Raw genomic sequence first — 25,226 nt, forward strand, 5'->3', positions numbered from 1 at the left:
GTCATAGCTATTGCAGGTTGGGCAAATCAGCACGTCCACTTCACCGTCAGGGGAGGCCGGTACAACTCCACTCACCTGATGTATCGGATGGTGACCGTCACAGTGACGGCACCAATGAGAGATAGCGGGAGTATTTTTCATGGCTGAACCCCTTGCCAGCCACTGCTAGCACTGAGATTTGCAAAGCGGGTTTGGTGTGGAATAAAGGCGGTGCGCACCGTTCCGGTCGGGCCGTTACGAGCCTTGCCGATGATGATTTCTGCAATGCCTTTGTGTTCGGTCTCCGGGTGATACTTCTCGTCGCGGTACACGAATATGATCAGGTCCGCGTCCTGTTCAATGGCACCGCTGTCACGCAAATCGGCGTTTATTGGGCGCTTGTTAGGGCGGCGTTCCAGTTCCCGATTGAGCTGAGAAAGGGCGACTACAGGGCAGTTCATCTCCTTGGCCAGCGCTTTAAGTGCTTGGGAGATAGCGCTGATTTCATTCGCCCGGTTTTCTTGACCTGGGCAGCGCATGAGCTGCAGATAATCGATAAGGATCAGGCTCGGGTGGCCGAACCGGCGAGCCGCACGGCGGGATTTAGCCCTGATCGCACCAGGTGTAAGACCTGATGAGTCGTCTATAACCAAGCGCTCACCGTAGCTATTGATGCGCGAAACCGCGGCGGTCAGTTTCGGCCAATCTTCGTCATCGAGCTTGCCCTTCAACAGCTTGCCAAGGTCGAGATGGCCAAGGATGGCCATCAGTCGATAGATCAGCGCTTTAGCTGGCATCTCCATGCTGAAAACCTGGACAGTACAATCACGCTTTGCCTGCAGCGCTGTGTCCACAAAGTTCAAGGCCAGGGATGTTTTACCCATCGACGGACGTGCGCCGAGGATGATCAAGTCGGCTTCCTGGAATCCAGATGTCATTTCGTCCAGGTCGTCCAGGCCTGAAGGCACACCGGTCACCACTACATCACCATTGAAGTGCTCATCGATTTGCTCAACCACCGCCGTCAGGCACTTGTTGATGTTGACGAATTCCGATGCGCTTCTACCTTCACCCAAGGCGAAGAGTTGCTGCTCGATGGATTCCTGAACTTCCGTGGCATCTGCCTGCGGATCTGTAGCTTCGCGAGAGCACTGGTAGCCCAGGGTCATGAGCTGCCTGAGCTGAGAGCGGTTACGTACGATGAATGCGTAGTGCTCTATGTTCGCCACTGAAGGAGTATTTTTCGCCAGTTCGGCGAGGTAGGCGAGGCCACCCGCTTCTTCGGGATTCTCCAATGCGTCATGTATGGTGACGATATCGAACGGAATGGCCTTGTCGGCCAGGCTGGCAATGGTCCCGAACAGCAAGCGATGGTCGTGTCGGAAAAAATCGGAGTAATCCAGTTTGTCCGCGACGAGATCCCAGGCATTATTGTCGAGCAGCAGCCCGCCTAATACGCCTTGTTCGGCCTCGACGGAGTGGGGTGGAGATAGGTCGAGATGATTCATTTCAACCGCCCCTGATCTATCTGCATAAAGCCGCTGCCGGTAGCTGCACCCAGAGCTTTGACCATGTCCACTTCGACCTTGGCCGAATTGATCATCACCTGCGCAACTTCGGCCACGGCTTTGGCGCGATCGATTTCCATTGGCTTGTCTGGATCCAGCAGGCCTTCAATGGCGACGAACAGGTGATTGCGAAGATCCTCAATCTTGTTTTTCATGTTCAGCCTCACGAATGGTGCGCTTGAGTTTGCCGACAGCGCGGATTACGGACTTCAGCTCTTCCGGATAGCGATGGATGGTGTTGCGGCGCATACGCTCCGCTCGACTGAGCAGCTCAAGATTGTCGATAGCGATATGGGCCTTATTACCGTCCTTGAAGCACACGCAATGGTTGATAGGGACGGGACCGTTATGCTCCTCCCACAGCAAAATGTGCACACCTTGCCAGTCAACTGGTGGGTAACCGGTGTCAGTGATTTTTCGCTGCAGATACCCATCCGGTGTTGTGCGCAGGCTGCCAATCGGAAGCCAATTCTCGGGCCGGGTTCCTGCCTTGAACTGTGTTGTTCCCATGCGGCCGACTGAGGGAAGTCCCTTAACGCCTTTGTTCCAAGGGGTCATGCCCTTGGCAAAGCGGTGCTCAGTGCCAGTTCTGCCATCAAATCGACCACAGAGATTGCTGCTTAGAAATTCAGCGCTTTTGGATAAGCCAAGGCGTTTGGCCTTTGCGTAAACCTGATAGACGCTGAGTCCGATTTCATCGGCCAGTGCCTGGGTAGTTTCGTTGGGGTAGCGGGCAACGAGCATGCGCTCCTCAGCCTCACTCCAAATATGATGCTTTTGAATCTGCACCAATCCCAATCGGGAGCGCGCATGCTCCAAGGTAGCCTTGGCCAGAGGGGACAGATATTGACGTGTCATTGCCCACCTCCGGAAATGAGAGCGGGGTGGCCTGTTTTCCCTACGCCGCGATGGAGCTGGACGTTTTGCCCTTGATTCCAACCTGCGGTCATCGACCCGGTATCGTGGCCTTTGGCTTCGCGGGACTGGATCTCGAAGGTTTTCAGCATTGGATGGTGGTGTTCCAAGTAAGCGCTGATAGCTTTGCTTGTTTCACTGTCCATTGAGCCGGCGAATTCAGCCACTTTGTAACTCACGGCGTTTATCCAACCTTCTGCGAACAGGGCACCTCTACGGCGCTTGGTTTTCAGTTGGCATCGCTTTTGTTGGGCTACATGCTCACGGCGTGCTGCCACCAATTGGTGATGCAGTGCGGAGTACGCATGCGCAGCGAGCTCTGGCGAAATACCTTTGCCCAAGAACTTGAAAGACCAGCCCTGTAAAGGGTTGTAGTAGGCAATGTGTTGGCTATCGAACGCTCGCGCACACGTCTGAGCGAGCAGGTGAAGCCAATCTTGGGGAGCTCGGCGGGTATGTGTGGCAACGCTCGCTTCATCAACCGTGTGAGCCGCAACTTCGATGGCTTCGAGGTTGTACTGTTTCATCAGGTTTCGGGCTTGGCGAAGCGCTGTTTCAACTTCATTAGGCGATGCACCGTTGGAGTTGGCCAGTGCAAAGCATTTAGCTACTTTTTCAAGAAGTCGTTGCTTATCCATCACTCATCCCCTTCCTGCTGGGCACGAGGGGAGAGCGCCTCTGACCAAAGACGCAATGTTTCCTCTTCATCCACTGAGAGATAAACCCGGGCGCGACAGTCTGAAACCTTCTGTTTCAGCACATTGAGACGGTCCTGGACGCTGGAACCATCGTCGTAAGCAATTTCCTGCTCGATAGCTTGCACAACGTCATTACGCAGAGAGAGGACCGTGTTTATCCAGAACGCACTTGGGCTGGTCCAGCCAATGAGCTTTCGTGTGCGGGCAGGCGACAGGTAGTCACGGAGCTTGAGATTGAACTCACCAGGGGAATAACCATTCCTGAAAACGTCTGCGCGATTGAGCGTCAGCGCGGTTTTAAGAATCTCCAGGAGAGGTTCCAGAGCAGCTGGATCAGGGACAAAAGGTCTCAGATATGTATCAGCTACCAGTCGCTTCGCTTCTGCATCTCGTGCTTGTTGACGCCGCTTGGCCACGCTTTCGTCGCGGCCGCGCTTCTCCTTTGCGTGCTTTATGTTCGAATTCAATGACTCGATAAGCTTCGCGGCGTCCTGCAAAAGCTGACGCTGTTCAAAGCTCAAATGGGCACCAATGCGGCCGGGTAGATGTGTACCGCTCGTCAGAGAGTGGATGTCACGAGCGGTCCCACTTAGTTTGGCTTGCAAGCTGCGTAATTGTTGGGCGCTGTAGTACTTGCCAATCTCAAGGATGACGTCTGCAGTAATGCTGCGAGCATCGGTGATAGAAGGCTTTGCCATCTCAACGATCCTCCCTCACCAATTTGGCTACCCTCTCTTCGGTCATGGCCTCGAAGCGCTCGCGCCATTCAGGGAAAATTTCAATGGCCAATTGGCGGATGACGACTAGGGCTGCTGGGGATTTGCGGTTGGAAGGCTGGCGATATTCCAGGCGATGTGCTGGAACGCCGAGGGATGCAGCGCTGCGAAACACCACTGCAGTAGGAATAATGCTGTCCAAAACGCTGATTTCTTCATTGTCTTGGAATATTTCGCGCACTGACTGCTCGATCACCTGCGCGTCGGTGGTTTGATCGAGGTTGTTTATGGCGATCCGCACGGGAGGGATTTTCATCCCCAGGCGCCCGTAGGCGCGGAGCCCATCCAACATCTGCATGGTTCCACGGCTGAATTCGCGTGCTGCGAGCATGTTGGGTGGAAGAGGGGATATGACCAGGTCAGATGCCAGAACCACCATTTCTAGCATGGCCGATCTAGCACCTTGGGTGTCAATCAGTACCAGGTCGAAATGACCTTCGAATGCCGGCATCAGATTGGATAGGCGCAATCTGCCGTCCGGTGCCTGCAGGAGCAAGCTGTTCAGTTGGTTATTTTCGTCGTTCGAGATCACCAGGGACAGATTGGGAATTGTCGTGCTGGAGATGATCTTGAGGGAGTCGGTGATATTGAAAGCGAGCAGATCATAGATGCCGCCCTGAGCTTCCTCGACCAATTGGTAATACGAAGAGAGCGAAGGCTGGGCTGGATCCAGATCGATCAGGAGGGTACGAAGGCCTGCGTCCGCGCAGAATGCGCCGAGGTTGGCCTCTATGGTGGTTTTACCAACGCCGCCTTTGGTCGAAACGACCGCAGTGATTTTCATGGTTTGGAGCCTCTAATGTGAATTCATTAGAGGCTGCATCGAAAATCGGGTAGATTTTGGCCCATAACCAATTGGTTTCGAGACCTGAAAACCAGTTGGCTTTTAACCAATTGGTCGTAGGTTCGAATCCCACACGACCCACCATTTTTGGCGGTTTAGAAAATCCGGAAGGCCCACGCAAGTGAGGATTTCCGGGTTTTTTTTTGCCTTTGATTTGGGCCTTGCGACGCCAGGCTTTACTGCGAGCCCTTGGCATACAGACTTATCGCAGCCTGTGCATCGATCAATAGGTAAACCCAGCCCGCTCGGGCTGAGCCTGCCACCAAGCCCCCAATGCTTTGCCACGCCGAGCGGTTAGCCAAACCGCCCGGTAATGTAGTCCTCAGTCTGCTTCATCTTCGGCGTGGTAAAGATCTGGTCGGTCTTGCCGTACTCAATCAATTCCCCCATGAACATGAACGCGGTGTTGTCCGACACCCGTGCGGCCTGCTGCATGTTGTGGGTCACGATGATCACCGTGTACTGCGTCTTCAATTCCGTAATCAATTGCTCGATGCGCCCGGTGGAAATGGGGTCGAGCGCTGAGGTCGGCTCGTCCAGCAGCAACACTTGCGGGCGCAGCGCGATGGTGCGTGCGATGCACAGTCGCTGTTGCTGGCCACCGGAGAGGCTCTGTGCACTCTGGTTGAGTTTGTCTTTCACCTCATCCCACAGGGCGCCGCCGCGCAGGGCTTGCTCGACGCGATCGTTCATTTCGCGGCGGGAAAGTTTTTCGTGGTGGCGCACGGCGTAGGCGATGTTGTCGTAGATCGACATCGGAAACGGCACCGGCTTTTGGAACACCATGCCCACGTGGCTGCGCAGGCGATTCATCGAGTAGCCGGGAGCGAGGATGTTTTCGCCGTTGAGCAGCACTTCGCCACGGGCTTCCTGCTTGGGGTACATCGAGTAGATGCGGTTGAACACGCGCAGCAAGGTGGATTTGCCGCAGCCTGAAGGGCCGATGATGGCGGTGATGCGTTTTTCCGGGATATCAATGTCGATGGCGTTCAGCGAGCGCTGGTTGTTGTAGAAAAACTCCAACCCGCGCACCTGGATTTTGGTTTTTTCGTGAGCAATGCCGGTGGCGTCCATCAGTGAGACCTATTGCGTAAAAGAATCAGGCGGGATGTCAGGCTCAGCACCAGCACGAACAGCGTCAGCACCAGTGCACCCGCCCAGGCGAGCGCGTGCCAGTCATCGAACGGGCTCATGGCGTACTGGAAAATAACCACGGGTACGCTGGCAATCGGCTTGAGCAGGTTGCTGCTCCAGAACTGATTGCCGAAGGCGGTGAACAGCAAGGGCGCGGTTTCCCCGGTGATCCGCGCCAGGGCGAGCAGGATGCCGGTGACGACGCCGGCCTTGGCCGCTCTCAACACAATCTGCAGCGTCAGCTTCCATTGCGGTACACCCAATGCCAAGGCTGCTTCGCGCATGGTCGAAGGTTGCAGCTGGAGCATTTCATCGGTGGTGCGCACCACTACCGGGATCACCAATAACGCCAGGGCCAGGGCGCCGGCGATGGCGGAAAACCCGACCTGATGGTTGGTCAGCAGGTTCAGCGGCAGGATGACGCCGGTGTAGATAAACAGGCCCAGCACAATCGACGGCGCCGACAGCAGGATGTCGTTGATAAACCGCACCGTGGTGCCCAGGCGCGAGTGGCGGGCGAACTCCGCCAGCCAGATTCCCGCCATCAGCCCGATGGGCGTGCCGATCAACAGCGCGATGCCGGACATCAGCGCGCTGCCGTAAAACGCATTGGCCAGTCCGCCTTCGGTACCGGGTGGCGGAGTCATCTGGGTAAACAGGCGCAGGTTGAGCGCCTGGAACCCATTGATGAGGGTGGTCAGCAGTATCCACGCCAGCCACAGCAAGCCAAAGGCGGTGGCGCCGCAACTGAAGAACATGGCCACGGCGTTTTTAAGCGCGCGTTTGCGGTACAGGCGTTCGTGAGTATTCATAACCCTTCCTTACGCGACAGGCGCATCAGCATCAGGCGCGCCAGTGCCAGCACCACGAATGTCACGATAAACAGCAAGAAGCCCATGGCGATCAGCGCGGAGCGATGCAGGTCGGTGTAGGCTTCGCTGAATTCGTTGGCGATGACCGAGGCAATCGAGCTGCTGGGCATCAACAGGGACGCGGAAAACTGTTGCGCGTTACCCAGTACGAAGGTCACGGCCATGGTCTCGCCAAGGGCGCGGCCCAAGCCGAGAAAAATCCCGCCTACGACGGCCGAACGGGTGTAGGGCAAGACGATGTCCCACACCACTTCCCAGGTAGTGCTGCCAAGCGCGTAGGCCGATTCTTTCAACGGCGTGGGCACACTACGAAACACCTCATGCATCACCGAGGTGATAAACGGCATGATCATCACCGCCAGCACGATGCCAGCAGTGAGCATGCCAATTCCCAACGGCGGGCCCTGGAACAGCGAGCCAACAAAGGGCAGGGCACCCAGGTAGTCATTGATCAAGGGCGAGAGGTGTTCGGCCATGAACGGCCCGAACACGAACAGGCCCCACATCCCATAGATGATCGAGGGGATACCGGCGAGCAGTTCAATGGCCGACGCGACCGGCATCTTCAGCCAGGGTGGCGCGACTTCGGTGAGAAAAATCGCAATGCCGAAACTCACCGGCACCGCAATCAGCAAGGCCAGAAACGAGGTGACCAAGGTGCCGTAAATCGGCACCACAGCACCAAAGTGGTTGTTCACCGCATCCCATTCGGTGCTGGTGATAAAGCTCCAACCAAAGGTCTTGAACGCCAGGCCGCCGCCCCACAGGGTCGAGGCCGCAATGGCACCCAGCAGCACCAACACCAGCATGGCTGCGCCGAACATCGAGCGTTTGAACCACAAGTCGTGGCGTTGATCGCGGGTGGCACGACGGTCGCCCGCGGTGTCGCCTGCGTGAGTAGTCATAACCAGCGGGTGGACGGTGTCGTTCATATCAGATGTGCTCACCGCCTCCCGCAATCAATGAGGAAGGCGGTTGTAGGGCGAATCAGTTGGCGAAGTCAGACTTCCAGTAACCTTCGATGCGCGACACCAGGGAGTCCGGCAGGGCTACGTAGTCCAGCGCTGCTGCCTGTTGTTGGCCTTTTTCCAGCGACCATTTGAAGAAGCTGAACGCTGCCTGGCTTTGCTCGGCATTCTTGGGCTGCTTGTACATGATGATCCAGGTGGTCGCCGTGATCGGCCACGCGCCTTCGCCTGGGGCATTGGTCATGATCAGGTTGAAGTCTTTGGCATTGGCCCAGTCGGCGGTGTCCGCGGCTGCCTGGAAGGCCTTGGCGTCAGGTTTGACGAATTTGCCCGACGCATTCTTCAGCTGGGTGTAGGTCATTTTGTTCTGCAGCGCGTAGGCGTATTCCACAAAGCCGATAGAGTTCTTGATCTGCTTCACGTAGGCCGAAACGCCTTCGTTGCCTTTGCCGCCCACACCCACCGGCCACGGCACAGTGGTGCCGAAACCGATCTTGGTTTTCCAGCTGTCACTGACTTTGGCCAGGTAGTTGGTGAAGTTGTAAGAGGTGCCCGAACCGTCGGAGCGGTGCACCACGGTGATGTTTGCCACCGGCAGGTTCAAGCCAGGGTTGAGCGCGGCGATGGCCGGGTCGTTCCAGGCCTTGATGTCACCGAGAAAGATCTTCGCCAGCACGTCGCCGTCGAGCTTCAACTGGCCCGGCGCAATACCTTCGACGTTCATCACCGGCACGATGCCGCCGATCACGCTGGGGAACTGGCCCAGGCCGCCGGCCTTGAGCTCGTCGGCGGACAGCGGGGCGTCGGAGGCGCCGAAGTCCACGGTGGCGGCCTTGATTTGGGCAATACCGCCGCCGGAGCCGATCGACTGATAGTTGATGCGGTTGCTGGAGTTCTTGCTGTAGTCCTGCGACCACTTGGACAGCACCGGGTAGACGAAGCTGGAACCGGCGCCGGTAACGTCAGTGGCGTGGGCCACGCCGCTCAGGCACAGGGCGGCGAACAGAACAGACAGACTTTTTTTAGTCGGCAACATCACGACAACACCTCAAGGGAAGGGGTAAGTGGATAGGTCCACCTGTCCAGGACGTGACGATTTAATTCCTGAGATATGTCTGTTTAATGACGGTTTGGCTTTATGAAGAAACATTTAGAAATGTTTGCGCCGATGAACGCGGGCTTGCCCACGTCCACCGCCGCCGTGCTGCTTAGTTGATGCTTTGGTCGATCCCCGCTTGCAGCACCTGGTTGTCACTGTGCCCGCCCACTCGCAGCGGCCCAACGTTGAAGGCTTGATCCTTACGCGTGGCGTCGTCCTGTTTCTGGGTCAATTCATCCTTGGCCCCCAACGCCAGATTGACCGGTGATTTGGACAGGTTCAGCCCCACATCCGCGCGGTAGTCGCTGCCAGTCAGCGTCGTTGCCGTCACCTTGGAACCGCCCAAGTCGACCTTGCCATTGTCCGCACTGATCCGCGCGCCCGTGAGGCGAGTTTCACCACTCACCTGCAGGTTGACGGCCTGGGTACCGCGCAGGCCCGACGCTTGAGTGACGCTGTCTTTCACCCCATGGCTGACGTCCAGCTTCAACGTCGGGGTGTAGGACGTGTTGCCGCTTTTGTCGCCAAACAGCACGCCTTCTGCGGTATCGGCCACCGCACTGCCGGTGGTGTTCTTGCCGCTGACGGCGTAGCTGTCAGTGGTTTTTGGCCAGACCTTGTCCTTGAGGTCGGACAGCCGAGAGCCCACGGCCTCCTTCTTGTCCGCCAGGTAAGCCTTGGCTTTGTCCACGCCTGTACCGAAGGCGCCACGCGGCTCGGGGTTCACGTCGTAGCTGCCGCTGCGGGTGAGTTTTTCGCCGAGGCGCTCCTTGGCGTTGCCGACGCTGTTGACCACGCTGTCCTTGGCCGAAGCCAGGTGCTCGGTGCCTGTGTCCACGGCGTTTTCGAGCTTTTCACGGTGCTTGTCGAACGCGCCCTCGGCCTTGGCTTGCACCTTGTCCTTGAGCGGGCCGCTGGCCTTGGCCAGTTTGTTGACCACGCCGGGCTGGTTTTTTTCGGCATCCAGCTTGGCGTCGACGTTGACCTGGGTGCTACTGACTTGATCCTTGCGGCTCTCGACAACGAGGTTGCCGCCGACGTTGCCACTGACGTGCTGCGCTTCAATCCGCGCGCCAGCCAGGTGCGTATCACCGGCACTGTTGATGATCACGTTATCTGCCTTGATCAGGCTGTTCTGCTGGGTGGTGCCCTGCAGGCGATCCACGTCGACCTTGGCCCGCGCATTGATGGCGTGCTGGGTCTTGGGTGTGTCGTGCTCACCGGCGTCGGCCAGGGTGGTTTTGCCGCCGCTGCCGCCTGCGCCCAGGGTCACGCCCCAGGTGTTATGCGCCTGGGTCGATTGCGCCGATTCTTGCAGGATGCCGCCGTTCTGCGCCTCCAGATTGACGCTGTCAGCCACCACCTGGGTGCCTTGCAAGTGGATGGCATCCGCCGTGGCGGCGCCGCTGGTGAGGCTCACGTTGCCGTTGCTGTGCAACTGGCCGACGCTAACGCCTTGGTCGTTTTCCGCGCCTTTGCCGATGTTGAAGTTGGCGCTCAGGCTGCCAGTCGTGCCGCTGCTTTCGGCGCTGCTGGTCTTGCCGGCCCCCAGCGTCAGGCCGCCGCCCAGGTTGCTGGTGCTGCTCACGTGAGTAGCGGTGGCCGCCTGCAGATTCAGCTTGCCGCCGGCGTTGAGGCTGATGTCACCGGTCTTCGCGGTGCTGCTGCCGCCCTGAGTGCCTTGCAAAGTCATGTCGCCACCGCTGCTGAGCTGGACCGGGCCGTTGCCCTGCAGCGTCGCGACGCGCGCCTGATTGTCGTGGGCGTCCAGGCGCTTGTTGTCCAGTTGCACACCGGCACCGAGGTTGATGTTCGTACCGTTGCTGCCCGGTGCCGTGCCGACGGTCAATGAACCGCTGCCACGCAGGCTGTTATCGGTGTTGTTCTGGGTATCGTTGGCCTGGTTCAACGCCAATTCGCCACCGGCCTTGAGGTTGACGCCGGCCTGGCCGCCGTTGAACTGGCTGCCTGCATAACGCGCGTCGCCCTTGGTTTGGATGTTCACACCCTGGGCTCCGGCATAGCTGCCAACCACCGCCGTGCTGCCGGACTCGCGTACATCGCTGCTGCCGCCCGCGCCGCTGCCGCGAATGTTCAAGTCTTCACCGGTGCTGGTGTAGACCCGCACGCCGGCCTTGGCGTCCACGCCTTGCTCGCTGCTGCTGTGGGTGTTGGCGGCCGCCGTGGCGAGGTGCTCGCCGGCCTTGATCTTGAGCCCGCCCTCGCTGGCGCGGTATTGCGTGCCTTGATCCTCCAGGGTGTTGGCGACATTGACCTGCACCGTGCCACCACTGAACTGGCTGACCACAGCAGTGCTGTCCTGCTGTGTGCGGGTCTTGTTGGTGTGGCCGACTTCCACATCCAGCCCGACATTCGGTTGCTCCAAGGCATCCAGCAAGCCGGGCTGATGGAATTTGGCCTGGGCCACGCCTTCGACGGCTTTTTCGATTGGCCGGGTGATGCCTTTGTATTCAACATTGGCACCGACGTCGGCGGTCCAACCGTTCTGCTTGTGTGTACTGGTCTGGGTGTTATGCGCCGCCTGGTTATCGACCTGGGCCGCATTGACCTGCAACGCGGACCCCGCCTTCACCTGCGCGCCCTGGCTGGTGAGGGTGTTGCCGGCGTTGATCGTCAGCGTGCCGGCCGACGTCACGCGGCTGGTGTGCGCTGTGGTTTTGTCACGGGTGTCATTGCTGCTCTGATGGCTGAACTGCGCACCACTGCCGGCTCGGTCCAGGCCGCCGGTGTAGTACACGCCGCCGGCAGTGGTGGTCGCGTCAGTTTGATTGCGGGTGCTGTCACCGGTCGCCAGCAATTCGACGTTTTTACCCCTCACGCTCGCATCGCCTGCTGTGGCTTTAAGGTCGGAGCCTTTGATGCTCACCTCGCCACCCGCCGTCACGGCCAGGCTGGCGCCGCTGAGGCTGGAGGCCTGCTGCTTCGTGGTAGCGGTTTTGCTGGTGTGGTGCTGGTCTGCATAGTTCACGCCCGCCCGGTATTGGCGGCTGCCGTCGGCGGTTTCCTTGGCGTAGCCATCAAAGCCCCGCGTGTGAGTGCTGGTGGTGGTGTGGGAGGTGTTTTCAACCGAAGCGACTTTGATGTCACCCTTGGCATCCGCTTGCAGTTCGCCTGCCGCAGAAACCTTGGCGCCGCTGACGCTGATGTCCTTGGCGCTGCGCAGTGTGAGGTTGCTGTCCGAGCGCAGGTCGCTGGCGACCACGGTGCTGTCCTTGAGGTTCTTGCGACTTTCATCCTTGCTGATGCCGAAGAACTTACTGTGGTTGCTGTGGCTGTTGTCGTGGGACGTGTCTTGCACGCCGTCGATCACCAGCGAGCCGTTGTCGCTGATCACGCTGGCCTGTTGGCCGCCGCGCGCCTGGCTGCCGCTGATGCGCACCTCGTCGGCCTTGACGATCAGCTTGCCGTCGGCGTTGACCTTGCTGCCGGTGTTCAGGGTCTTGCCCTTGTCGCCGTCGCCGTTCTTGCCGAAGAAACTGCCGCCAGTCAGGTCGCCGGAGTAAGCGTTGTCGCGGCTGCTCTGGGTGCGGCTGGCGCTGGTGATGTCCACTTGGCGGGCGGCCAATTGAATATCGCCCGCCGATTTCAGCTCGGCGCCCTGCAGCTGCAATGTTTGCTGGCTGGTCAGCGCCAGCGCCTTGCCGGCCTTGAGGCTGCTGGTGACGCTGCGCTGTTCGCTGCTGGACTTGTCCCAGTTGGCTTTCCACAGGTGCTTGCGATGGTTGCCCTGGTCGCGGGTTTCATGGGTTTGGGTGGCGGCACTCAATTGCAGGTCGGCGCCGCTGTCGACGCGCAGGGCTTGGCCCGCTTCGACGGTGCTGGCCTTGATCTCGGTGTTGGCGCCAGACGACAGCGCGGCGTTTTGCTGCGCGACGACGCTGTTGCCGTGCTGGCGCGAGTCCTTGTCGGTGGTGGTGCGCTCGTAGGTTTCGTAGGTGAACAGGAAGTTGCTGTTGTTCCACTGTTCACGCTTCTCTTGCAGCGTGCGGCTTTCCAGCGTGCTGAGCGTCAGGTTGCGGCCGGCGTCGAGCTTGACGTTGCGCCCGCTGACGTCAGCGGCAGCCAGGCTCAAGTCCTTGGCGCTGTGCACGTCGACATCGCCCTGGCGACTGTGCACGCCAGCGCGGGTGGCGGCGAGGCTGTCGGCGTGGACCTGGCCGCTGATATCGAGGTCGCCGGCCGAGCTGACCTTCACCCCGTCGCGGCCTTCGACTTGCACCGCGCCCACCCGCACGCCGGCACCTTCGGCGGTGCTGATGATGTTGATGCGGCCAGCCTGCATGGCCCCAAATAGACGAGCGTCGATGCGCTGGTCCTGGGTTTTGCTCGCCGGGTCGACCTGGCGCACCTGGCCGCTGGCATAGTCAACCTGATTGCGCCCCACCGTGAGGTTCAATTGGTCACGCGCGCTGAGGCGCCCGTCGCTGTCGATGCGCGGCGCGATCAGGTTGATCGAACCCGCGTCGTTTTGCAGGCCCTGGCCTTGCACCGTCAGTTGGCCGCTGGCATCGCGCGTGTTCAAACCTTGCAGCTTGCCGTCGTTGAGTTCAGGCCGGCCCACCACCAGGTTGGCATTCGGCGTGTTGATGAAACTGCCGCCGTTGACGGAAATCCCGTTGGGGTTGGCCAGCACGTAATCGGCGGCGCGGCCAAAAATCTCCTGGGCGCCGTTGATGGCCGAGGCGTTGCGGCTCACCACTTCGTTAAGGATCACGCTCGCCGCCTGGCCCTGGAACTGCGGGTTGGCCGCCAACTGCCCGGCGAGTTGCGATTGGCCGGCCTGCAAGGCGTTGTTCAACACCACGCCCTGGCGATCGACGTTGTAGTCCAGGAACTGGTTGTGGGACAGGCCACCGGCGTTCGGCGCGACGATGTTGACGATGGGCACGCCGCCCTGGTTTTGCAGCTGCGGGGTACCGCCAGGCCCTTGGACGACGCTCAAGCCACCGGCCAGCACCAGCTGCGGCAGCAGGAACAGGCTGGCGATGGCCCAGCGCAGTTTGCCCTGAGGGGAAAGGTGAAACGTATGGGTGTCAGTCGGCATAAATATATTCGCTCTGTGTTGGCTGATCCGCGACGTGCGTTGTTCGTTGCAACGCTGCTGAGGGGGCCAGGTACGGCGGTTGACTCAGGCTAAAAACCGGTGGTTGCTCATATTTGCAGGCTCAAGCGCGTCAGCCAGACCTCCGGCTCCTGGCCAAACCCTGTGGGGGTGTTGAGGTTGCGTTGGTAATCGAGGTCCAGTTGCACGTTCTTCCAGCTGAGGTTGAGCCCGGCACTGGCCCCGCTCAGGCGTTGGCCCGGTGCGCCGTGTTCGCGCTTGACCCAGCCGTTGTCCAGGCCCAGGCGTGGCGTGATCTTTACCGGCAGGTCGCTGTTCAGCGGCAGGCGCAAGGTGTTGCGCCACACCGCGCCGATGGCCCCGGACGCACTGTTGTCGCGGTAGCCGCGCACCGCCGAGTCGTCGGTGCCCAGCAATTGTTCGATGGCGGGCAACGTATCCGGGCTGTATTGCGCCGAGAGCTGGCTCTGCCATTGCCACGCTTGGCCCTGCCATTGGCCGTTGCGCCATTGGGTGAGGTTGGCGCGGTACTTGTGGAATTGCGCCTGGGGCAGGTTGTTCTGCGCGTGGTCAGCATCGCGATCGGCGCCGAACCAGGTCAGGCCCTGGGCGTAATTGACATCGAGGTTCCACACCGCGCTGTTGAGCCAGAACAGATTCACGCCAGCCTCGGCCACAGTCAGCGTCGGGCTCTGGATGCCCAGGCGAACCTTTTGCAGGTAGCTGTCGACGTCCTTGTAGGCCAGTTGCAGGTTGGCGCTGAGTTGATGGCTTTGGTCGCGCCACAGCACGCGGTCGGTGCGCAAGCTGACCTGATCGGTGCGGCCACTGTTGTAAAACGTGGCGCGGCTGAGCTTATACGGCGAGCGGTATTCGGTGTGGCTGGCGAACAGGCTGTAGGTCCAATAACCATAAGGGATCGAATAAAACAGGCTGTTGCTGCGGCTGTAGCGCGGGCCGTGGTTGAGGGTGTCGCTGAAGCTCAGGTTGAGCGCATCGTTAAGCTGCAGCGGGCTGTCCAGGCTCAGGCTGATGGCGTTGCGATCACGCCCGGTGCCGGCGCTGCCGAGGTTATCCACGCCCAGCCCCAGACCCCAGCGTGAGGCGCTGCTGCGCGAGCGCAGGATAATGCGCGAGGCGCCCGGCGCACTGCCAGGGGCGATGTCGGCAGTGAGGTCGACCGAGCGCAGACGGTTGAGCTGGTCCAGGCCTTGCTCCAGGTCGCGCAGGTTCAGCGGCTTGCCGAGCATCCCCGCAAACGCGCCGCCTAACGACACCGGCAGGCTTTGGTCGGCCAGCTCGATGGCTTCCAGGTAGCCTTCTTCGACGTGAATATCCAGCGGCTGACCGGCAACGGGCGTGCTGACGAGGTACGGACGGCTGGCGATATAACCGGCTTCGACATACAGCCGGGTGATCTCGGCCAGCAGGCGATTGATCTGGATAACGCCCATGCAGGGCGCAACATAGGGGGCGATGTGCTTGTTCAGCTCAGCCTTGCTCAACAGCGTGACACCGGCCAGGCGTGTACCGCTCAACGGCCAGCAACGCTGGTCCCTGGTGATGTCCGCAGGCAGGGCTGGCGTGGCGGGTTGCGTACCGAAGCTGCCTCGTTGCATCTGCCGTTGGCGCTGCTCCAGTTGTAATTGCTGCAGGTCGCGCTGCTGTTGCTGCTGCAGGCGCAACGCTTCCTGACCTGGCTGCGGCGCATCGGCGGCGGCAGCCGGCAGCGCGCACAGGCAGAGCAGGGCAATACCCAGTCCGCGCAGATAACACCGGCGTTCGGTTGAGGGCTGACTCGGCACTCGACATCCTTAACGTAGAAATACTGACAAACGGCCGCTGAGCCAAACCTTGGACTCAGGGGACTTGCCGCACTTGAGTCATCATTAAACGGTTTGTTACATCGGCTGTAGGATTTATTACGTAAAACGTGAGGAATACCGCGTTATTCAGTAAAAAAATGCACAAAGGTGGTGCGAGCGCGGGGCCTGGGCGCGGGTTGGGGGTTGGTTTTACGGGTTTTGGTGGCAGTGCCAGGGTGCGGGTCGGTTTTTGATTGTTGCAGAGGAGTGGCTTAATCGAAGTGTTTATAGACGGGGCGGGTGCGGCCCCGTCTCAGGCTTAGCTTTGTGCGGTGAGGTTCAAGCGACTCTTGACGACTTTCTGCAGGAGCACGGCCAGTGCTTCGGTGGAGTAGGGCTTTTGCAACAGCACAAAACGCTGGGCTTCTTCCTGGGCGATACGTGCGTATTCGTCGTTGTAACCCGTGGTGAGCACCACCGGCAGCCACGGGTAGAGGGCTTCGAGTGCATCGAGCAATTCCAGTCCGCTCATGCCCGGCATGGAAATGTCGGAGAACACCACCTGGAAGCTTTCCGGGTTTGGCGCGAGGGCCTCGAGCGCACTGTTGGCGTCCGCGACCCAAAGCACTTTGAAACCCATTTGCTCCAGGGTCTGCGAGGTGTAGAGGCCGACGTCGGGGTTGTCCTCAACCATCAGCACGCACAGGTCCGTGGCGATGGGGACGTCGTAACTGTCCTGGATGACGGGCATCAAGCCGGCCTCGACCTTGGGCAGGTACAACATAAACTGGCTGCCTTTGCCGCATTCGCTTCGCACCAGGATTTCACCGCCCGACTGCTTGGCAAAGCCGTACACCTGCGACAACCCCAGCCCGGTGCCCTGGCCAATGCCCTTGGTGGTGTAGAAGGGTTCGAAGATGGCGTCGAGCTTTTCCGGAGGAATGCCCGAACCGGTGTCGCTCAACTCAATGGTCACGTATTCGGCGACTCGCACCGGATGGGCGCGCACTGAAGGCAGCCACGTAGCGGTTGCCACCCGGATCGCCAATTGGCCATTGCCGGCCATGGCATCCCGGGCATTGACCACCATATTCACCAGGGCAGTGTCGAATTGGCTTTCATCGGCGTTGATAAAGCAGGGTTCCTGCGGCACCTCGATGGTGACCTTGACGCGTGAGCCGGTCAGGCTGTCCATCATTTCGCCCACGCGCAGTACGCTGTTGCCGACGTTGAAAACCTCCGGACGCAGCGCCTGGCGGCGCGCGAAGGTCAGCAGTTGGGCGGTCAGGCGCGCGGCGCGGTCCACGGTGCTGGCGATGGCTTCCACGTACTTGATGCGCCGCTCTTCGCTCAAAGAGGGCGTCTTGAGCAAGTCAGCGCAAGACTTGATGACCGTCAGCAGGTTATTGAAATCGTGTGCGACACCGCCGGTGAGTTGGCCGATCGCTTCAAGCTTCTGCGATTGACGCAGGGCGTCTTCCGACAAGCGCAGGGCTTCCTTGGCTTCTTCTTCGGCCTGGATATCCCGGCCCACCGCGTGGATGTAGTCGCTGTCGGGCACGGCGGTCCAGGCGATCATGCGGTAGCTGCCATCCTGGTGGCGGTAACGGTTCTTGAAGTTGGGAAAATTCTTGCCGTCCCCCAGGCGGCTGACCGCCGAGGAGGAGACCGCGAGGTCTTCCGGGTGCACCAGGGCCAGCAGCTGGCTGCCCACCAAATCATGTTCGGTGTGGCCGAGCATGCGTGTCCAGGCCGGGTTCACCGCAGAGATGACGCCGTCGAGCTGGGCGACCAGCATCAGGTCCGGCGACAGGCGCCAGATACGATCGCGATCGCGGGTACGCTCCATCACCCTTTGCTCAAGGGATTCGTTGAGTGTGCGCAGGGACTCTTCGGCTTCACGCAGGGCGGTGATATCACGCGAGACACACAGGATCTGTTCCGGCCGGCCGTCGCTGTCGAGGATCGGGCTGACCTGCACATGCCACCATTTCAGGTTGCCGGCCAACGTCTCGGCAGGGCCGATGAAACTTGCGCTTTCGCCGTTTTTGGCGGCTTCTACGGCAGCCTTGGCATCCGTGTTTCCCTTGGCCTGCCAGAAGTCGGGCCAGGGGCAGCCGCGGATCGCGTTGAAGTCACTGACTTCCATGATTTTCATGCCGCCTTCGCTCATGAAGGTGAGGCGGGCATCGAGGTCCAGAACCTTGATGCAATCGTTGATGCTGGCCAGAACGCGCTCGGTAAACGCTTCGCTTCTGCCCAAGCCGGTGGCGGCCAGCTCGCTTGGCTCTGAGCCGATCCCGACAGTGGTATTCATTTGAGTTTGGCCGAATGGGTTAAATGGGCCTTATCATGTCATTACGATATCTATCCCACCAGCGACTTCCGCACGTTCGGTGCTGACTGGCGCCGGCAAAGCGTTGGGGTTGACGCTCAGGCGTCGGGTACTCGCGACGCGTCAGCCAGACACCCTCAATGCAATCGCGCGCACCCCGTGCCCACGTGTGACTGGGTTCAGCTTTCAAGGGCGGCCCGCCCTGGCGTGAAGGGCAGATAAAACCGGGCGGTCACGATCAGGTTCAAAGGTCATAAAAAGACGCTTAAAAACGAGCAAAGTCTTTGAAAAATCTAGAATTGTCCGACAATCCCGCGCATGAAAAACTCTTCATAAACGCCGCGCTCGAACGTTGGTAGTTTTCCCGGCGCTGACCAATAATTCGAGTCCTAATAATGAATAACAAAACTCTTAAAGGCGCCCTGGCGCTTTGCGTTTCGCTTGCCTCTACACAACTGCTGGCCGGTGGCTTCGCCCTCAATGAACAAAGCATCAGTTCAATGGGCACCGGTTACGCCGGGCGTTCTTCCTCGGCCGACGACGCCAGCACGGTGTTTGGCAACCCGGCCGGCATGTCGCGCCTCAAGCACAATGAAGTCAGCATCGGGGCGACCTACCTGGATGCCAAAACCAATATCAAGGACGCCAGCTCCAGCCAGGGCGGCGTCGATAATCCCGGCACCAACAAGGGCGACATGGTCCCCGGCATTGCCGTGCCGATGGGTTACCTGGTCACGCCGATCGATGAGCACTGGGCCTTTGGCCTGGGGATCTACGCACCGTTTGGCCTGGTGACCGACTATGAACACAGCTTCCAGGGCAATGGCTTTGGGAATAAGAGCAAGATTCAAGTCCTCACCGTGCAGCCGACCGTCAGCTACGCGTTCAATGACAAAGTGTCGGTAGGTTTCGGCCCGACCTTCAACAAAATCAGCGGCGAGCTTGACTCCAAGGTACCGGCGTTCGGGCTGGGGACGGAAACGGCCAAGATCAAGGGCGACGACACCGCGATGGGCTTCAACGCCGGTATCCTGGTGCAGGCGCTGGACAGTACCCGCGTCGGCCTCACCTACCATTCGCAAGTGGTGTATCACTTGAGTGGCCATACCGACGCCTCGGGCGTGCTCTCCGACCTGTTGGATGGCGGGGCACAGAAGTACGACGCCAAGCTGAATGTGACCACGCCGTCTTCCGTGGACTTTTCCGTCACTCACCAGCTGACCGATGCCTTGACCCTTTACGTGGGCAGCACCTATACCCGCTGGAGCCAGTTGAAGAAGATCACGGTGAACAATTCTGGCGTGTCCGAACTGACGGCTGAGCTGGCAGGCCTGGATTCCATCACCGAGCAGGAGCACTGGCACGACACGTGGTCCCATGCGATCGGCCTTTCGTATCAGCTCAACAAACAACTGGTGCTGCGCACCGGCTTCTCGGTGGACCAGACGCCGACCAACAACACCGACCGTTCCGTACGTATTCCTACAGGCGACCGTACCGTGTTCAGCCTCGGTGCCGGCTGGACGCCAGTGGATAACCTGACCTTTGACGTGGCCTATTCCTACCTGAAGGAAGAGCCGATCAAGATTCGCGACAACAACCCTCAGTTGGCACTGACCTACGATGCCAAGTATGAGAACAGCGCCAATGGTTTCGGGGGCTCGGTGACTTACCGCTTCTGACGTGCGCCATCGCGCAAAGAGCCAGTTTTTTGGCATGGCTCTTTGCCTTCAATTTTGGTTTCAGCGCTGTTAATCCCGGCGTGTCTTGGTTAGATTGAACGCTACTCAGCTTTTAAGACACGGACTGTCATGACTACGCTAACGCCTATTATAGCGACCAATCCCCTTATTGTTCGGGCTGCGACCACCGCGCCTCCCGCCACCCTGGCGAACACTGTCGACGTCTCACCGACGCGGCCTTCTTCAGTGGTCAGCCTTGGCAATCCGGCAGCCGATGTCGTCGATACCTACTCTCGAAACGGTGTGTTGCCCGGCCAGGAAAGCGTGCGGACCTGGGAAAACAACAGCGATGATTCGATCACCTGGGTCATCAACTCCAGCTTCCACTCGGTCACTACGGCCAGCCGCTACAGTGGGCTGGGCGCTGCGTTGGTGGACCAATTCACCAAAGGTGGCGGTGCCGCTATTTCCCAGTCGCTGCTCAACACCACCGCTGACCGTGCCGGCGACACCGATGCAATCAAGGCGGACCAGACGCTGCTGCACAGCAAGGCCGACAACCAAGTCAGCCTCAGCATCAAGACTGCCAGCGGCAAGACGGTGACGTTCAGCCTGTCCAGCCAGAAAGATGGCCTGGGCGTACAGGCCACTGTAGAAGGCCGGGAGTTGAGCGCCGATGAACTCAAGGCCGTCGGCCAGTTGGGCAGCGCATTCCAGGCCTCGGTCGACGGGCTGACCGCCGTACCGCCGAAACTCGACTTGAGCAAGCTGACTCAGTTCGACGCCAAGCTGCTGTCGTCGGTGGACCTCAATGCCAAGGTGAAGGCCTCGAACGGTGAGGACATTACTCTGGCCTTTCATGCCGACAGTGAGAGCCGTACCACGCGCATGAGTGGCCCGGCGGGTCAGATTGACCTCACGGTGGACCTGAGAAACGCGGCGATCCTCGGCAATGCCAAGCAGCAGGCCAAGGCGCTGCAAACCTACCTAGCGCAGTTCGACCGCGTCGAGCAGCGCGGCAGTGCCAACGCGGACCTGATGACCATGTTCAAGGACGCGTTCAGCGCCATGAACAGCAACTATCCGCCCGGGGCTGGCGCTGCGAACCCGCTGACTCATAACCCGACCGACAAAGGCTTGCTGACGGGCCTGGCTGACTTCAAGGCCTCGATCAAACAGGCGGCGGGCGCGCCCAATTCGATGCGTCGGTCGGAAGTTGAGGGCTTTTCCTACAGCGTGTCGCAGAAGACCCAGGTCAATGGCCGCAGCACGGGCGACCGCAGCGTCACCCAGAACCAGCAATCGCTGCTGTCGGCCAGCTTCCATAAAGGCCTCGACGGTGGCAAACCGCCGGTTTTTGACGGCTCTCGCGAATCGCAGAATTACCTGTATGTGCAAGTGCAGGACAAGGCCAGCAGCACCGCAACCTTCGCCTATAAAGACGGCCGACTGACGAATGCGTCCGTTACCCAATCGGCTTCCCAGAACACCCACACGCAGAAGTACGTGATGGGCAACCGGGTGCAAGACAGCGTGGTACCGAAGGAAGCCTCAACCAGGCGCGACTACCTGGCGCTGCTTGAGCACGCCGCCCAGGCGAGCAAAAAGCACAAGGATGCCTTGGAGCAGTCAACGTTTAAGGATGCCTTGGCCAACATGCATGACTCGATCCTGTTGCAGAACGATCCGGATGTGCTGATGCGCTGACGTTCGGCGTGGTCAAAGCGGGAAGGCCCAGTCATGAGCCTTCCCGTTTTTTTGCCGGACCAGCGCGCCTGCGCAGGCCAGATTAGGCTTTTGAATCGATTCGATATTCTGTAGCCTTGCGCAGCTTCACCCGTGCTTGATGAACACAATCACTTCGTCCGGCGGCGCCCGAAAGGCTCCAGAGCCGGTGGTACACTCGACTTTCGCGCAACTGCGCCTGCAGGTCTTGCGAACATGACGCAAATTTCCGAACGCCTACTGGTTCAAGCTCACCTCGACGCCAAGCAGCCCAAGGCGCTCAGCGCCGAAGAAGAGGCAAGCCTGCGTACCGCCATCGCCGCCGAGCTCAAGGCTCAGGACGCGGTGCTGGTCGCCCACTTCTACTGCGACCCGGTGATTCAGGCCCTGGCCGAAGAAACCGGCGGCTGTGTCTCTGACTCCCTGGAAATGGCCCGCTTCGGCGCAGCCCACCCGGCCAAGACCGTACTGGTCGCCGGTGTGCGTTTCATGGGCGAGACCGCCAAAATCCTCACGCCCGAAAAACGCATCCTCATGCCCACCCTGGAAGCCACCTGCTCTTTGGATCTTGGCTGCCCGGTGGAGGAATTTTCGGCGTTCTGCGATCAGCATCCCGAGCGCACGGTGGTGGTGTATGCCAACACCTCGGCGGCGGTGAAGGCGCGGGCCGATTGGGTCGTTACCTCAAGCTGCGCACTGGAAATCGTCGAAAGCCTGATGGACAACGGCGAGACGATTATCTGGGGGCCGGACAAGCACCTGGGCACCTACATTCAGCGCCAGACCGGCGCAGACATGCTGCTGTGGGACGGCGCGTGCATCGTCCACGAAGAGTTCAAGTCCAAGCAGCTCGAGGACATGAAGGCGCTGTACCCGGATGCCGCGATTCTGGTGCACCCGGAGTCGCCGACGTCGGTGATTGAATTGGCCGATGCAGTGGGTTCCACCAGCCAATTGATTGCAGCGGCCCAGCGCCTGCCGAACAAGACGTTTATCGTTGCGACCGACCGCGGCATTTTCTACAAGATGCAGCAGCTGTGCCCGGACAAGGTCTTCATCGAGGCACCGACTGCCGGCAACGGCGCGGCCTGCCGCAGTTGCGCGCATTGCCCGTGGATGGCGATGAATACACTGGAACGCACGCTGCAGTGCCTGCGCGAGGGCAGCAACGAGATCTTCGTCGAGCCGTCGGTGATTCCGCACGCGGTGCGGCCGCTCAAGCGCATGCTGGACTTCACCCAGGCGGCGCGCCTCAAGCTTGCCGGCAACGCTTAATCAAATTGTAAACACGGTCAAAATGTGGGAGCTGGCTTGCCTGCGATAGCATCACCCTGGTCTGTCTGATAGACCGAGGTGCCTGCATCGCAGGCAAGCCAGCTCCCACAGTTGTTTTGTGTAGTTTGGAATTACTTTTTCTGCTTCGGAATCCGCACCAGCTGCGTATCCGAATAGATGTCATGCCAGCTGCGTTTTTGCTTATCAAACAGCGACCAGATAAAACCCAGCCCTACGCACAACCACGACGCAATCGACACCACAAACCGCAACAGCGCTTGCCACAGGCTGATCCGCGAGCCGTCGGCGTTCTGCACGCGCACGCCCCACACCTGCATGCCCAGGGTCTGGCCGGAATAGGTCCAGAACTTGGCGAAAAAACCAAATAACACAAAAAACAGAATCGTCGACAGCAACGGGTCTCCGTCCATTGCACCGGACTCGGTGAGTGCGCGCATCTTCGCCTCGCCGATAAAGGCCATCCACACCAGCTTGTAGATAAACGCCGTGACGATCAGCAAGGCAGTGCACAGGAGAAAGTCATAGAACATCGCTGCCAGGCGACGGCCCAGGCCAACGGCGGGAAACTCGCCTTGGGGGCTCAGCAGGGGTTTGGACATGGCAGTCTCTCTAGAAGAAAAAGCCATTTTACGAGCAAACGCTTATAAAAAAGCCCCTGATGTCACCATCAGGGGCTTTTTGTCGCAGCAAGGATCAGCCTTCTGCTTGTACTTCGTCAGCCTGCATGCCTTTCTGGCCTTGCACGGCGACGAACGTCACTTTCTGGCCTTCTTTGAGGCTCTTGAAGCCGTTGCCCTGAATAGCGCGGAAGTGCACGAACAGATCCGGACCGCTTTCTGGAGTGATAAAACCAAACCCTTTCTCGTCGTTAAACCACTTGACGGTACCGCTCTGACGATCAGCCATTTTCTTATTTCCTTGACGCAAAAAAATTAATGACAGCCCCTTTCACATGAAAGAGTACTGGGCTGAGTTGCAGGAAAGTAAGAGACGTCGAACGGGTTGTAGCAAACTTTGGCTACTGCCCAGGTCCAGGTTCAAAGCGACCCATGCAAACACAGTGGGCAAACTCTACGCCAACTAACAGAGAAAAAACAAGCCCCGCCAAAAGCCCAGCGTTTGCTTGGCTTCGTGACTGTTTGATGGGTAATGTGGATCCCGTTTATTCGATAGAGTTGATCACTTGTTATAGGTTGTCCGCTATTACATTGACTATCGTCGATGCACTGTTTTATGGCGGTTGCGTTACAGTTTAGTGCACGTTAACGCAACCGCGTTACTTATAGGAACAGTCAATCAGCCACGGAAGTAACGTTGTGGCACGAATGGCATTTTACTTACACGTAATGGCACCTTTTTCCCACGTACCAACGCAGACACTTCGGTGTCCAGTGCGATGAATGCGCTGTCCAGGTAACCCATGGCAAGCGGGCCGCCCAAGGTCGGGCCAAAGCCGCCGCTGCACACGCTGCCGATCACGGTGCCCTGCGCATCGACGATCTCTGCACCTTCACGCACCGGGGTGCGTTCCTGTGGCAGCAGGCCGACACGCTTGCGGCTCACACCGGCTTGTTGCTGGGTGAAAATGCGGTCGGCGCCAGGGAAGCCACCGGCACGCGCGCCATCGGCACGGCGAGCCTTGGAGATGGCCCACAACAGGCTGGCCTCAATCGGCGTGGTGTCGGTGTTCATGTCGTGGCCGTAGAGGCACAGACCGGCTTCCAGGCGCAGCGAGTCACGGGCGCCCAGGCCGATGGCCTGCACTTCGGTCTCGGCCAGCAGGCCGCGCGCCAGGCTCTCGGCGTTGGCGGCGGGCACGGAGATTTCAAACCCGTCTTCGCCGGTGTAGCCGGAACGGCTGACATAGCAGTCCACTCCCAGCAGGCGCAGGGTGGCGAACTGCATGAAAGTCATCTTGGTCACTTCCGGCGCCAGGCGCGCCAGTACCTTCACCGCCGCCGGGCCTTGCAGGGCCAGCAGGGCGCGCTCTTCAAACAGCGGCTCGATCGTGCACTGCTCGCCAATGTGTTGGCGCAGGTGCGCCAGGTCCTGGTCCTTGCAAGCAGCGTTGACCACCAGGAACAGTTCGTCGTTACCCAGGTTGGCCACCATCAGGTCGTCAAGAATGCCGCCCTGATCGTTGGTGAACATCGCGTAGCGCTGCATGCCCACCGGCAGGTCGATGATGTCGACAGGCACGAGGGTTTCCAGGGCCTTGGCGGCATTCGCGCCGGTCAGGCGGATCTGGCCCATGTGCGACACGTCAAACAACCCGGCCTGTTCACGGGTGTGCAGGTGTTCCTTCATCACGCCCAGTGGGTATTGCACCGGCATGTCGTAGCCGGCGAAGGGCACCATGCGCGCGCCCAGCTCAAGGTGCAGCGCATGCAGTGGAGTTTTCAACAGGGTTTGGGTGGACATATTCAGCTCCTGAAAAACGTGCGGAC

Annotated in this window: 19 protein-coding genes; 3 read left to right on the top strand and 16 right to left on the bottom strand. The window is 59.6% G+C overall.

Annotated features, from left to right (window positions below):
• Window positions 1–137: 137 nt before the first annotated feature.
• The 13 genes from dnaB to AACV02_RS06350 all read right to left on the bottom strand — a co-directional run bounded on the left by dnaB (window position 138) and on the right by AACV02_RS06350 (window position 18,058).
• A complete protein-coding gene (dnaB, locus tag AACV02_RS06290; RefSeq protein WP_119737115.1) occupies window positions 138–1,487 on the bottom strand; it encodes a replicative DNA helicase in 1,350 nt (449 codons plus the stop codon).
• Complete coding sequence (locus AACV02_RS06295) at window positions 1,484–1,702, bottom strand: hypothetical protein (protein ID WP_119737117.1); 219 nt, start codon at window positions 1,700–1,702, stop codon at window positions 1,484–1,486. The genes dnaB and AACV02_RS06295 overlap by 4 nt, the downstream gene beginning before the upstream one ends.
• Window positions 1,686–2,405: an HNH endonuclease signature motif containing protein gene (locus AACV02_RS06300; RefSeq protein WP_119737119.1), complete on the bottom strand. Its 720-nt coding sequence runs from the start codon at window positions 2,403–2,405 to the stop codon at window positions 1,686–1,688. The genes AACV02_RS06295 and AACV02_RS06300 overlap by 17 nt, the downstream gene beginning before the upstream one ends.
• Window positions 2,402–3,100, bottom strand: coding sequence for a DUF2786 domain-containing protein (locus tag AACV02_RS06305; RefSeq protein WP_119737121.1), 699 nt, complete (start codon window positions 3,098–3,100; stop codon window positions 2,402–2,404). Before AACV02_RS06305 ends, AACV02_RS06300 begins: the two co-directional genes overlap by 4 nt.
• On the bottom strand, window positions 3,100–3,858 hold the full coding sequence (locus AACV02_RS06310) for a hypothetical protein (protein WP_119737123.1): 759 nt from the start codon (window positions 3,856–3,858) through the stop codon (window positions 3,100–3,102). The genes AACV02_RS06305 and AACV02_RS06310 overlap by 1 nt, the downstream gene beginning before the upstream one ends.
• Before the next feature lies 1 nt (window position 3,859).
• Window positions 3,860–4,720: a ParA family protein gene (locus tag AACV02_RS06315; RefSeq protein ID WP_119737125.1), complete on the bottom strand. Its 861-nt coding sequence runs from the start codon at window positions 4,718–4,720 to the stop codon at window positions 3,860–3,862.
• A 354-nt stretch (window positions 4,721–5,074) separates the two neighbouring features.
• Window positions 5,075–5,854, bottom strand: coding sequence for a phosphate ABC transporter ATP-binding protein PstB (gene pstB, locus AACV02_RS06320; RefSeq protein WP_106578391.1), 780 nt, complete (start codon window positions 5,852–5,854; stop codon window positions 5,075–5,077).
• Window positions 5,854–6,726: a phosphate ABC transporter permease PstA gene (gene pstA, locus AACV02_RS06325; RefSeq protein WP_106578392.1), complete on the bottom strand. Its 873-nt coding sequence runs from the start codon at window positions 6,724–6,726 to the stop codon at window positions 5,854–5,856. Before pstA ends, pstB begins: the two co-directional genes overlap by 1 nt.
• On the bottom strand, window positions 6,723–7,718 hold the full coding sequence (gene pstC / locus AACV02_RS06330; RefSeq protein ID WP_119737127.1) for a phosphate ABC transporter permease subunit PstC: 996 nt from the start codon (window positions 7,716–7,718) through the stop codon (window positions 6,723–6,725). The genes pstA and pstC overlap by 4 nt, the downstream gene beginning before the upstream one ends.
• A 55-nt stretch (window positions 7,719–7,773) precedes the next feature.
• Window positions 7,774–8,790, bottom strand: coding sequence for a phosphate ABC transporter substrate-binding protein PstS (gene pstS / locus AACV02_RS06335; protein WP_119737129.1), 1,017 nt, complete (start codon window positions 8,788–8,790; stop codon window positions 7,774–7,776).
• A 172-nt stretch (window positions 8,791–8,962) separates the two neighbouring features.
• The gene (locus tag AACV02_RS06340) at window positions 8,963–13,918 is read right to left on the bottom strand and encodes a hemagglutinin repeat-containing protein (protein ID WP_119737131.1); all 4,956 of its coding nucleotides are present in this window, start codon (window positions 13,916–13,918) and stop codon (window positions 8,963–8,965) included.
• Window positions 13,919–14,025: 107 nt separating this feature from the next.
• Window positions 14,026–15,741 (bottom strand): ShlB/FhaC/HecB family hemolysin secretion/activation protein, encoded by a 1,716-nt coding sequence (locus AACV02_RS06345; RefSeq protein ID WP_119737133.1) that lies wholly within the window; start codon window positions 15,739–15,741, stop codon window positions 14,026–14,028.
• Window positions 15,742–16,060: 319 nt separating this feature from the next.
• Window positions 16,061–18,058 carry a hybrid sensor histidine kinase/response regulator gene (locus AACV02_RS06350; protein ID WP_234452525.1) on the bottom strand — a complete coding sequence of 666 codons (1,998 nt, stop codon included), beginning with the start codon at window positions 18,056–18,058 and terminating at the stop codon, window positions 16,061–16,063.
• Between the two features lie 413 nt (window positions 18,059–18,471).
• Between AACV02_RS06350 and AACV02_RS06355 the strand changes: the two genes are divergently transcribed.
• The 3 genes from AACV02_RS06355 to nadA all read left to right on the top strand — a co-directional run bounded on the left by AACV02_RS06355 (window position 18,472) and on the right by nadA (window position 22,758).
• On the top strand, window positions 18,472–19,758 hold the full coding sequence (locus tag AACV02_RS06355) for an OmpP1/FadL family transporter (protein WP_119737135.1): 1,287 nt from the start codon (window positions 18,472–18,474) through the stop codon (window positions 19,756–19,758).
• Window positions 19,759–19,887: 129 nt separating this feature from the next.
• Entirely contained in the window at window positions 19,888–21,465 is a 1,578-nt protein-coding gene (locus AACV02_RS06360; protein WP_256680272.1) for a lactate dehydrogenase, read from the top strand.
• A gap of 234 nt (window positions 21,466–21,699) precedes the next feature.
• Window positions 21,700–22,758, top strand: a complete 1,059-nt coding sequence (nadA, locus tag AACV02_RS06365; RefSeq protein ID WP_106578396.1) for a quinolinate synthase NadA — start codon at window positions 21,700–21,702, stop codon at window positions 22,756–22,758.
• Window positions 22,759–22,889: 131 nt separating this feature from the next.
• Here the strand turns inward: nadA and AACV02_RS06370 are convergent, their stop codons facing one another.
• The 3 genes from AACV02_RS06370 to gcvT all read right to left on the bottom strand — a co-directional run bounded on the left by AACV02_RS06370 (window position 22,890) and on the right by gcvT (window position 25,200).
• Window positions 22,890–23,378, bottom strand: a complete 489-nt coding sequence (locus AACV02_RS06370; protein ID WP_119737138.1) for an RDD family protein — start codon at window positions 23,376–23,378, stop codon at window positions 22,890–22,892.
• Between the two features lie 94 nt (window positions 23,379–23,472).
• Window positions 23,473–23,685 carry a cold-shock protein gene (locus tag AACV02_RS06375; RefSeq protein WP_014339904.1) on the bottom strand — a complete coding sequence of 71 codons (213 nt, stop codon included), beginning with the start codon at window positions 23,683–23,685 and terminating at the stop codon, window positions 23,473–23,475.
• A gap of 390 nt (window positions 23,686–24,075) precedes the next feature.
• Window positions 24,076–25,200, bottom strand: coding sequence for a glycine cleavage system aminomethyltransferase GcvT (gene gcvT / locus AACV02_RS06380; protein WP_119737140.1), 1,125 nt, complete (start codon window positions 25,198–25,200; stop codon window positions 24,076–24,078).
• Window positions 25,201–25,226 lie beyond the last annotated feature (26 nt).

Origin of the sequence: Pseudomonas sp. Larv2_ips, from assembly GCF_963879675.1 — a bacterium.
GTDB lineage: Bacteria > Pseudomonadota > Gammaproteobacteria > Pseudomonadales > Pseudomonadaceae > Aquipseudomonas.

Excerpts from the sequence above, each read along its gene's own strand:
- AACV02_RS06340 (WP_119737131.1), bottom strand. The coding sequence starts at position 13,918 with ATGCCGACTGACACCCATACGTTTCACCTTTCCCCTCAGGGCAAACTG.
- pstB (WP_106578391.1), bottom strand. The coding sequence starts at position 5,854 with ATGGACGCCACCGGCATTGCTCACGAAAAAACCAAAATCCAGGTGCGC.
- AACV02_RS06375 (WP_014339904.1), bottom strand. The coding sequence starts at position 23,685 with ATGGCTGATCGTCAGAGCGGTACCGTCAAGTGGTTTAACGACGAGAAA.
- gcvT (WP_119737140.1), bottom strand. The coding sequence starts at position 25,200 with ATGTCCACCCAAACCCTGTTGAAAACTCCACTGCATGCGCTGCACCTT.
- AACV02_RS06360 (WP_256680272.1), top strand. The coding sequence starts at position 19,888 with ATGACTACGCTAACGCCTATTATAGCGACCAATCCCCTTATTGTTCGG.
- AACV02_RS06300 (WP_119737119.1), bottom strand. The coding sequence starts at position 2,405 with ATGACACGTCAATATCTGTCCCCTCTGGCCAAGGCTACCTTGGAGCAT.
- AACV02_RS06355 (WP_119737135.1), top strand. The coding sequence starts at position 18,472 with ATGAATAACAAAACTCTTAAAGGCGCCCTGGCGCTTTGCGTTTCGCTT.
- AACV02_RS06370 (WP_119737138.1), bottom strand. The coding sequence starts at position 23,378 with ATGTCCAAACCCCTGCTGAGCCCCCAAGGCGAGTTTCCCGCCGTTGGC.
- AACV02_RS06315 (WP_119737125.1), bottom strand. The coding sequence starts at position 4,720 with ATGAAAATCACTGCGGTCGTTTCGACCAAAGGCGGCGTTGGTAAAACC.
- pstS (WP_119737129.1), bottom strand. The coding sequence starts at position 8,790 with ATGTTGCCGACTAAAAAAAGTCTGTCTGTTCTGTTCGCCGCCCTGTGC.
- nadA (WP_106578396.1), top strand. The coding sequence starts at position 21,700 with ATGACGCAAATTTCCGAACGCCTACTGGTTCAAGCTCACCTCGACGCC.
- AACV02_RS06310 (WP_119737123.1), bottom strand. The coding sequence starts at position 3,858 with ATGGCAAAGCCTTCTATCACCGATGCTCGCAGCATTACTGCAGACGTC.
- AACV02_RS06350 (WP_234452525.1), bottom strand. The coding sequence starts at position 18,058 with ATGAATACCACTGTCGGGATCGGCTCAGAGCCAAGCGAGCTGGCCGCC.
- dnaB (WP_119737115.1), bottom strand. The coding sequence starts at position 1,487 with ATGAATCATCTCGACCTATCTCCACCCCACTCCGTCGAGGCCGAACAA.
- pstC (WP_119737127.1), bottom strand. The coding sequence starts at position 7,718 with ATGAACGACACCGTCCACCCGCTGGTTATGACTACTCACGCAGGCGAC.
- AACV02_RS06295 (WP_119737117.1), bottom strand. The coding sequence starts at position 1,702 with ATGAAAAACAAGATTGAGGATCTTCGCAATCACCTGTTCGTCGCCATT.
- pstA (WP_106578392.1), bottom strand. The coding sequence starts at position 6,726 with ATGAATACTCACGAACGCCTGTACCGCAAACGCGCGCTTAAAAACGCC.
- AACV02_RS06305 (WP_119737121.1), bottom strand. The coding sequence starts at position 3,100 with ATGGATAAGCAACGACTTCTTGAAAAAGTAGCTAAATGCTTTGCACTG.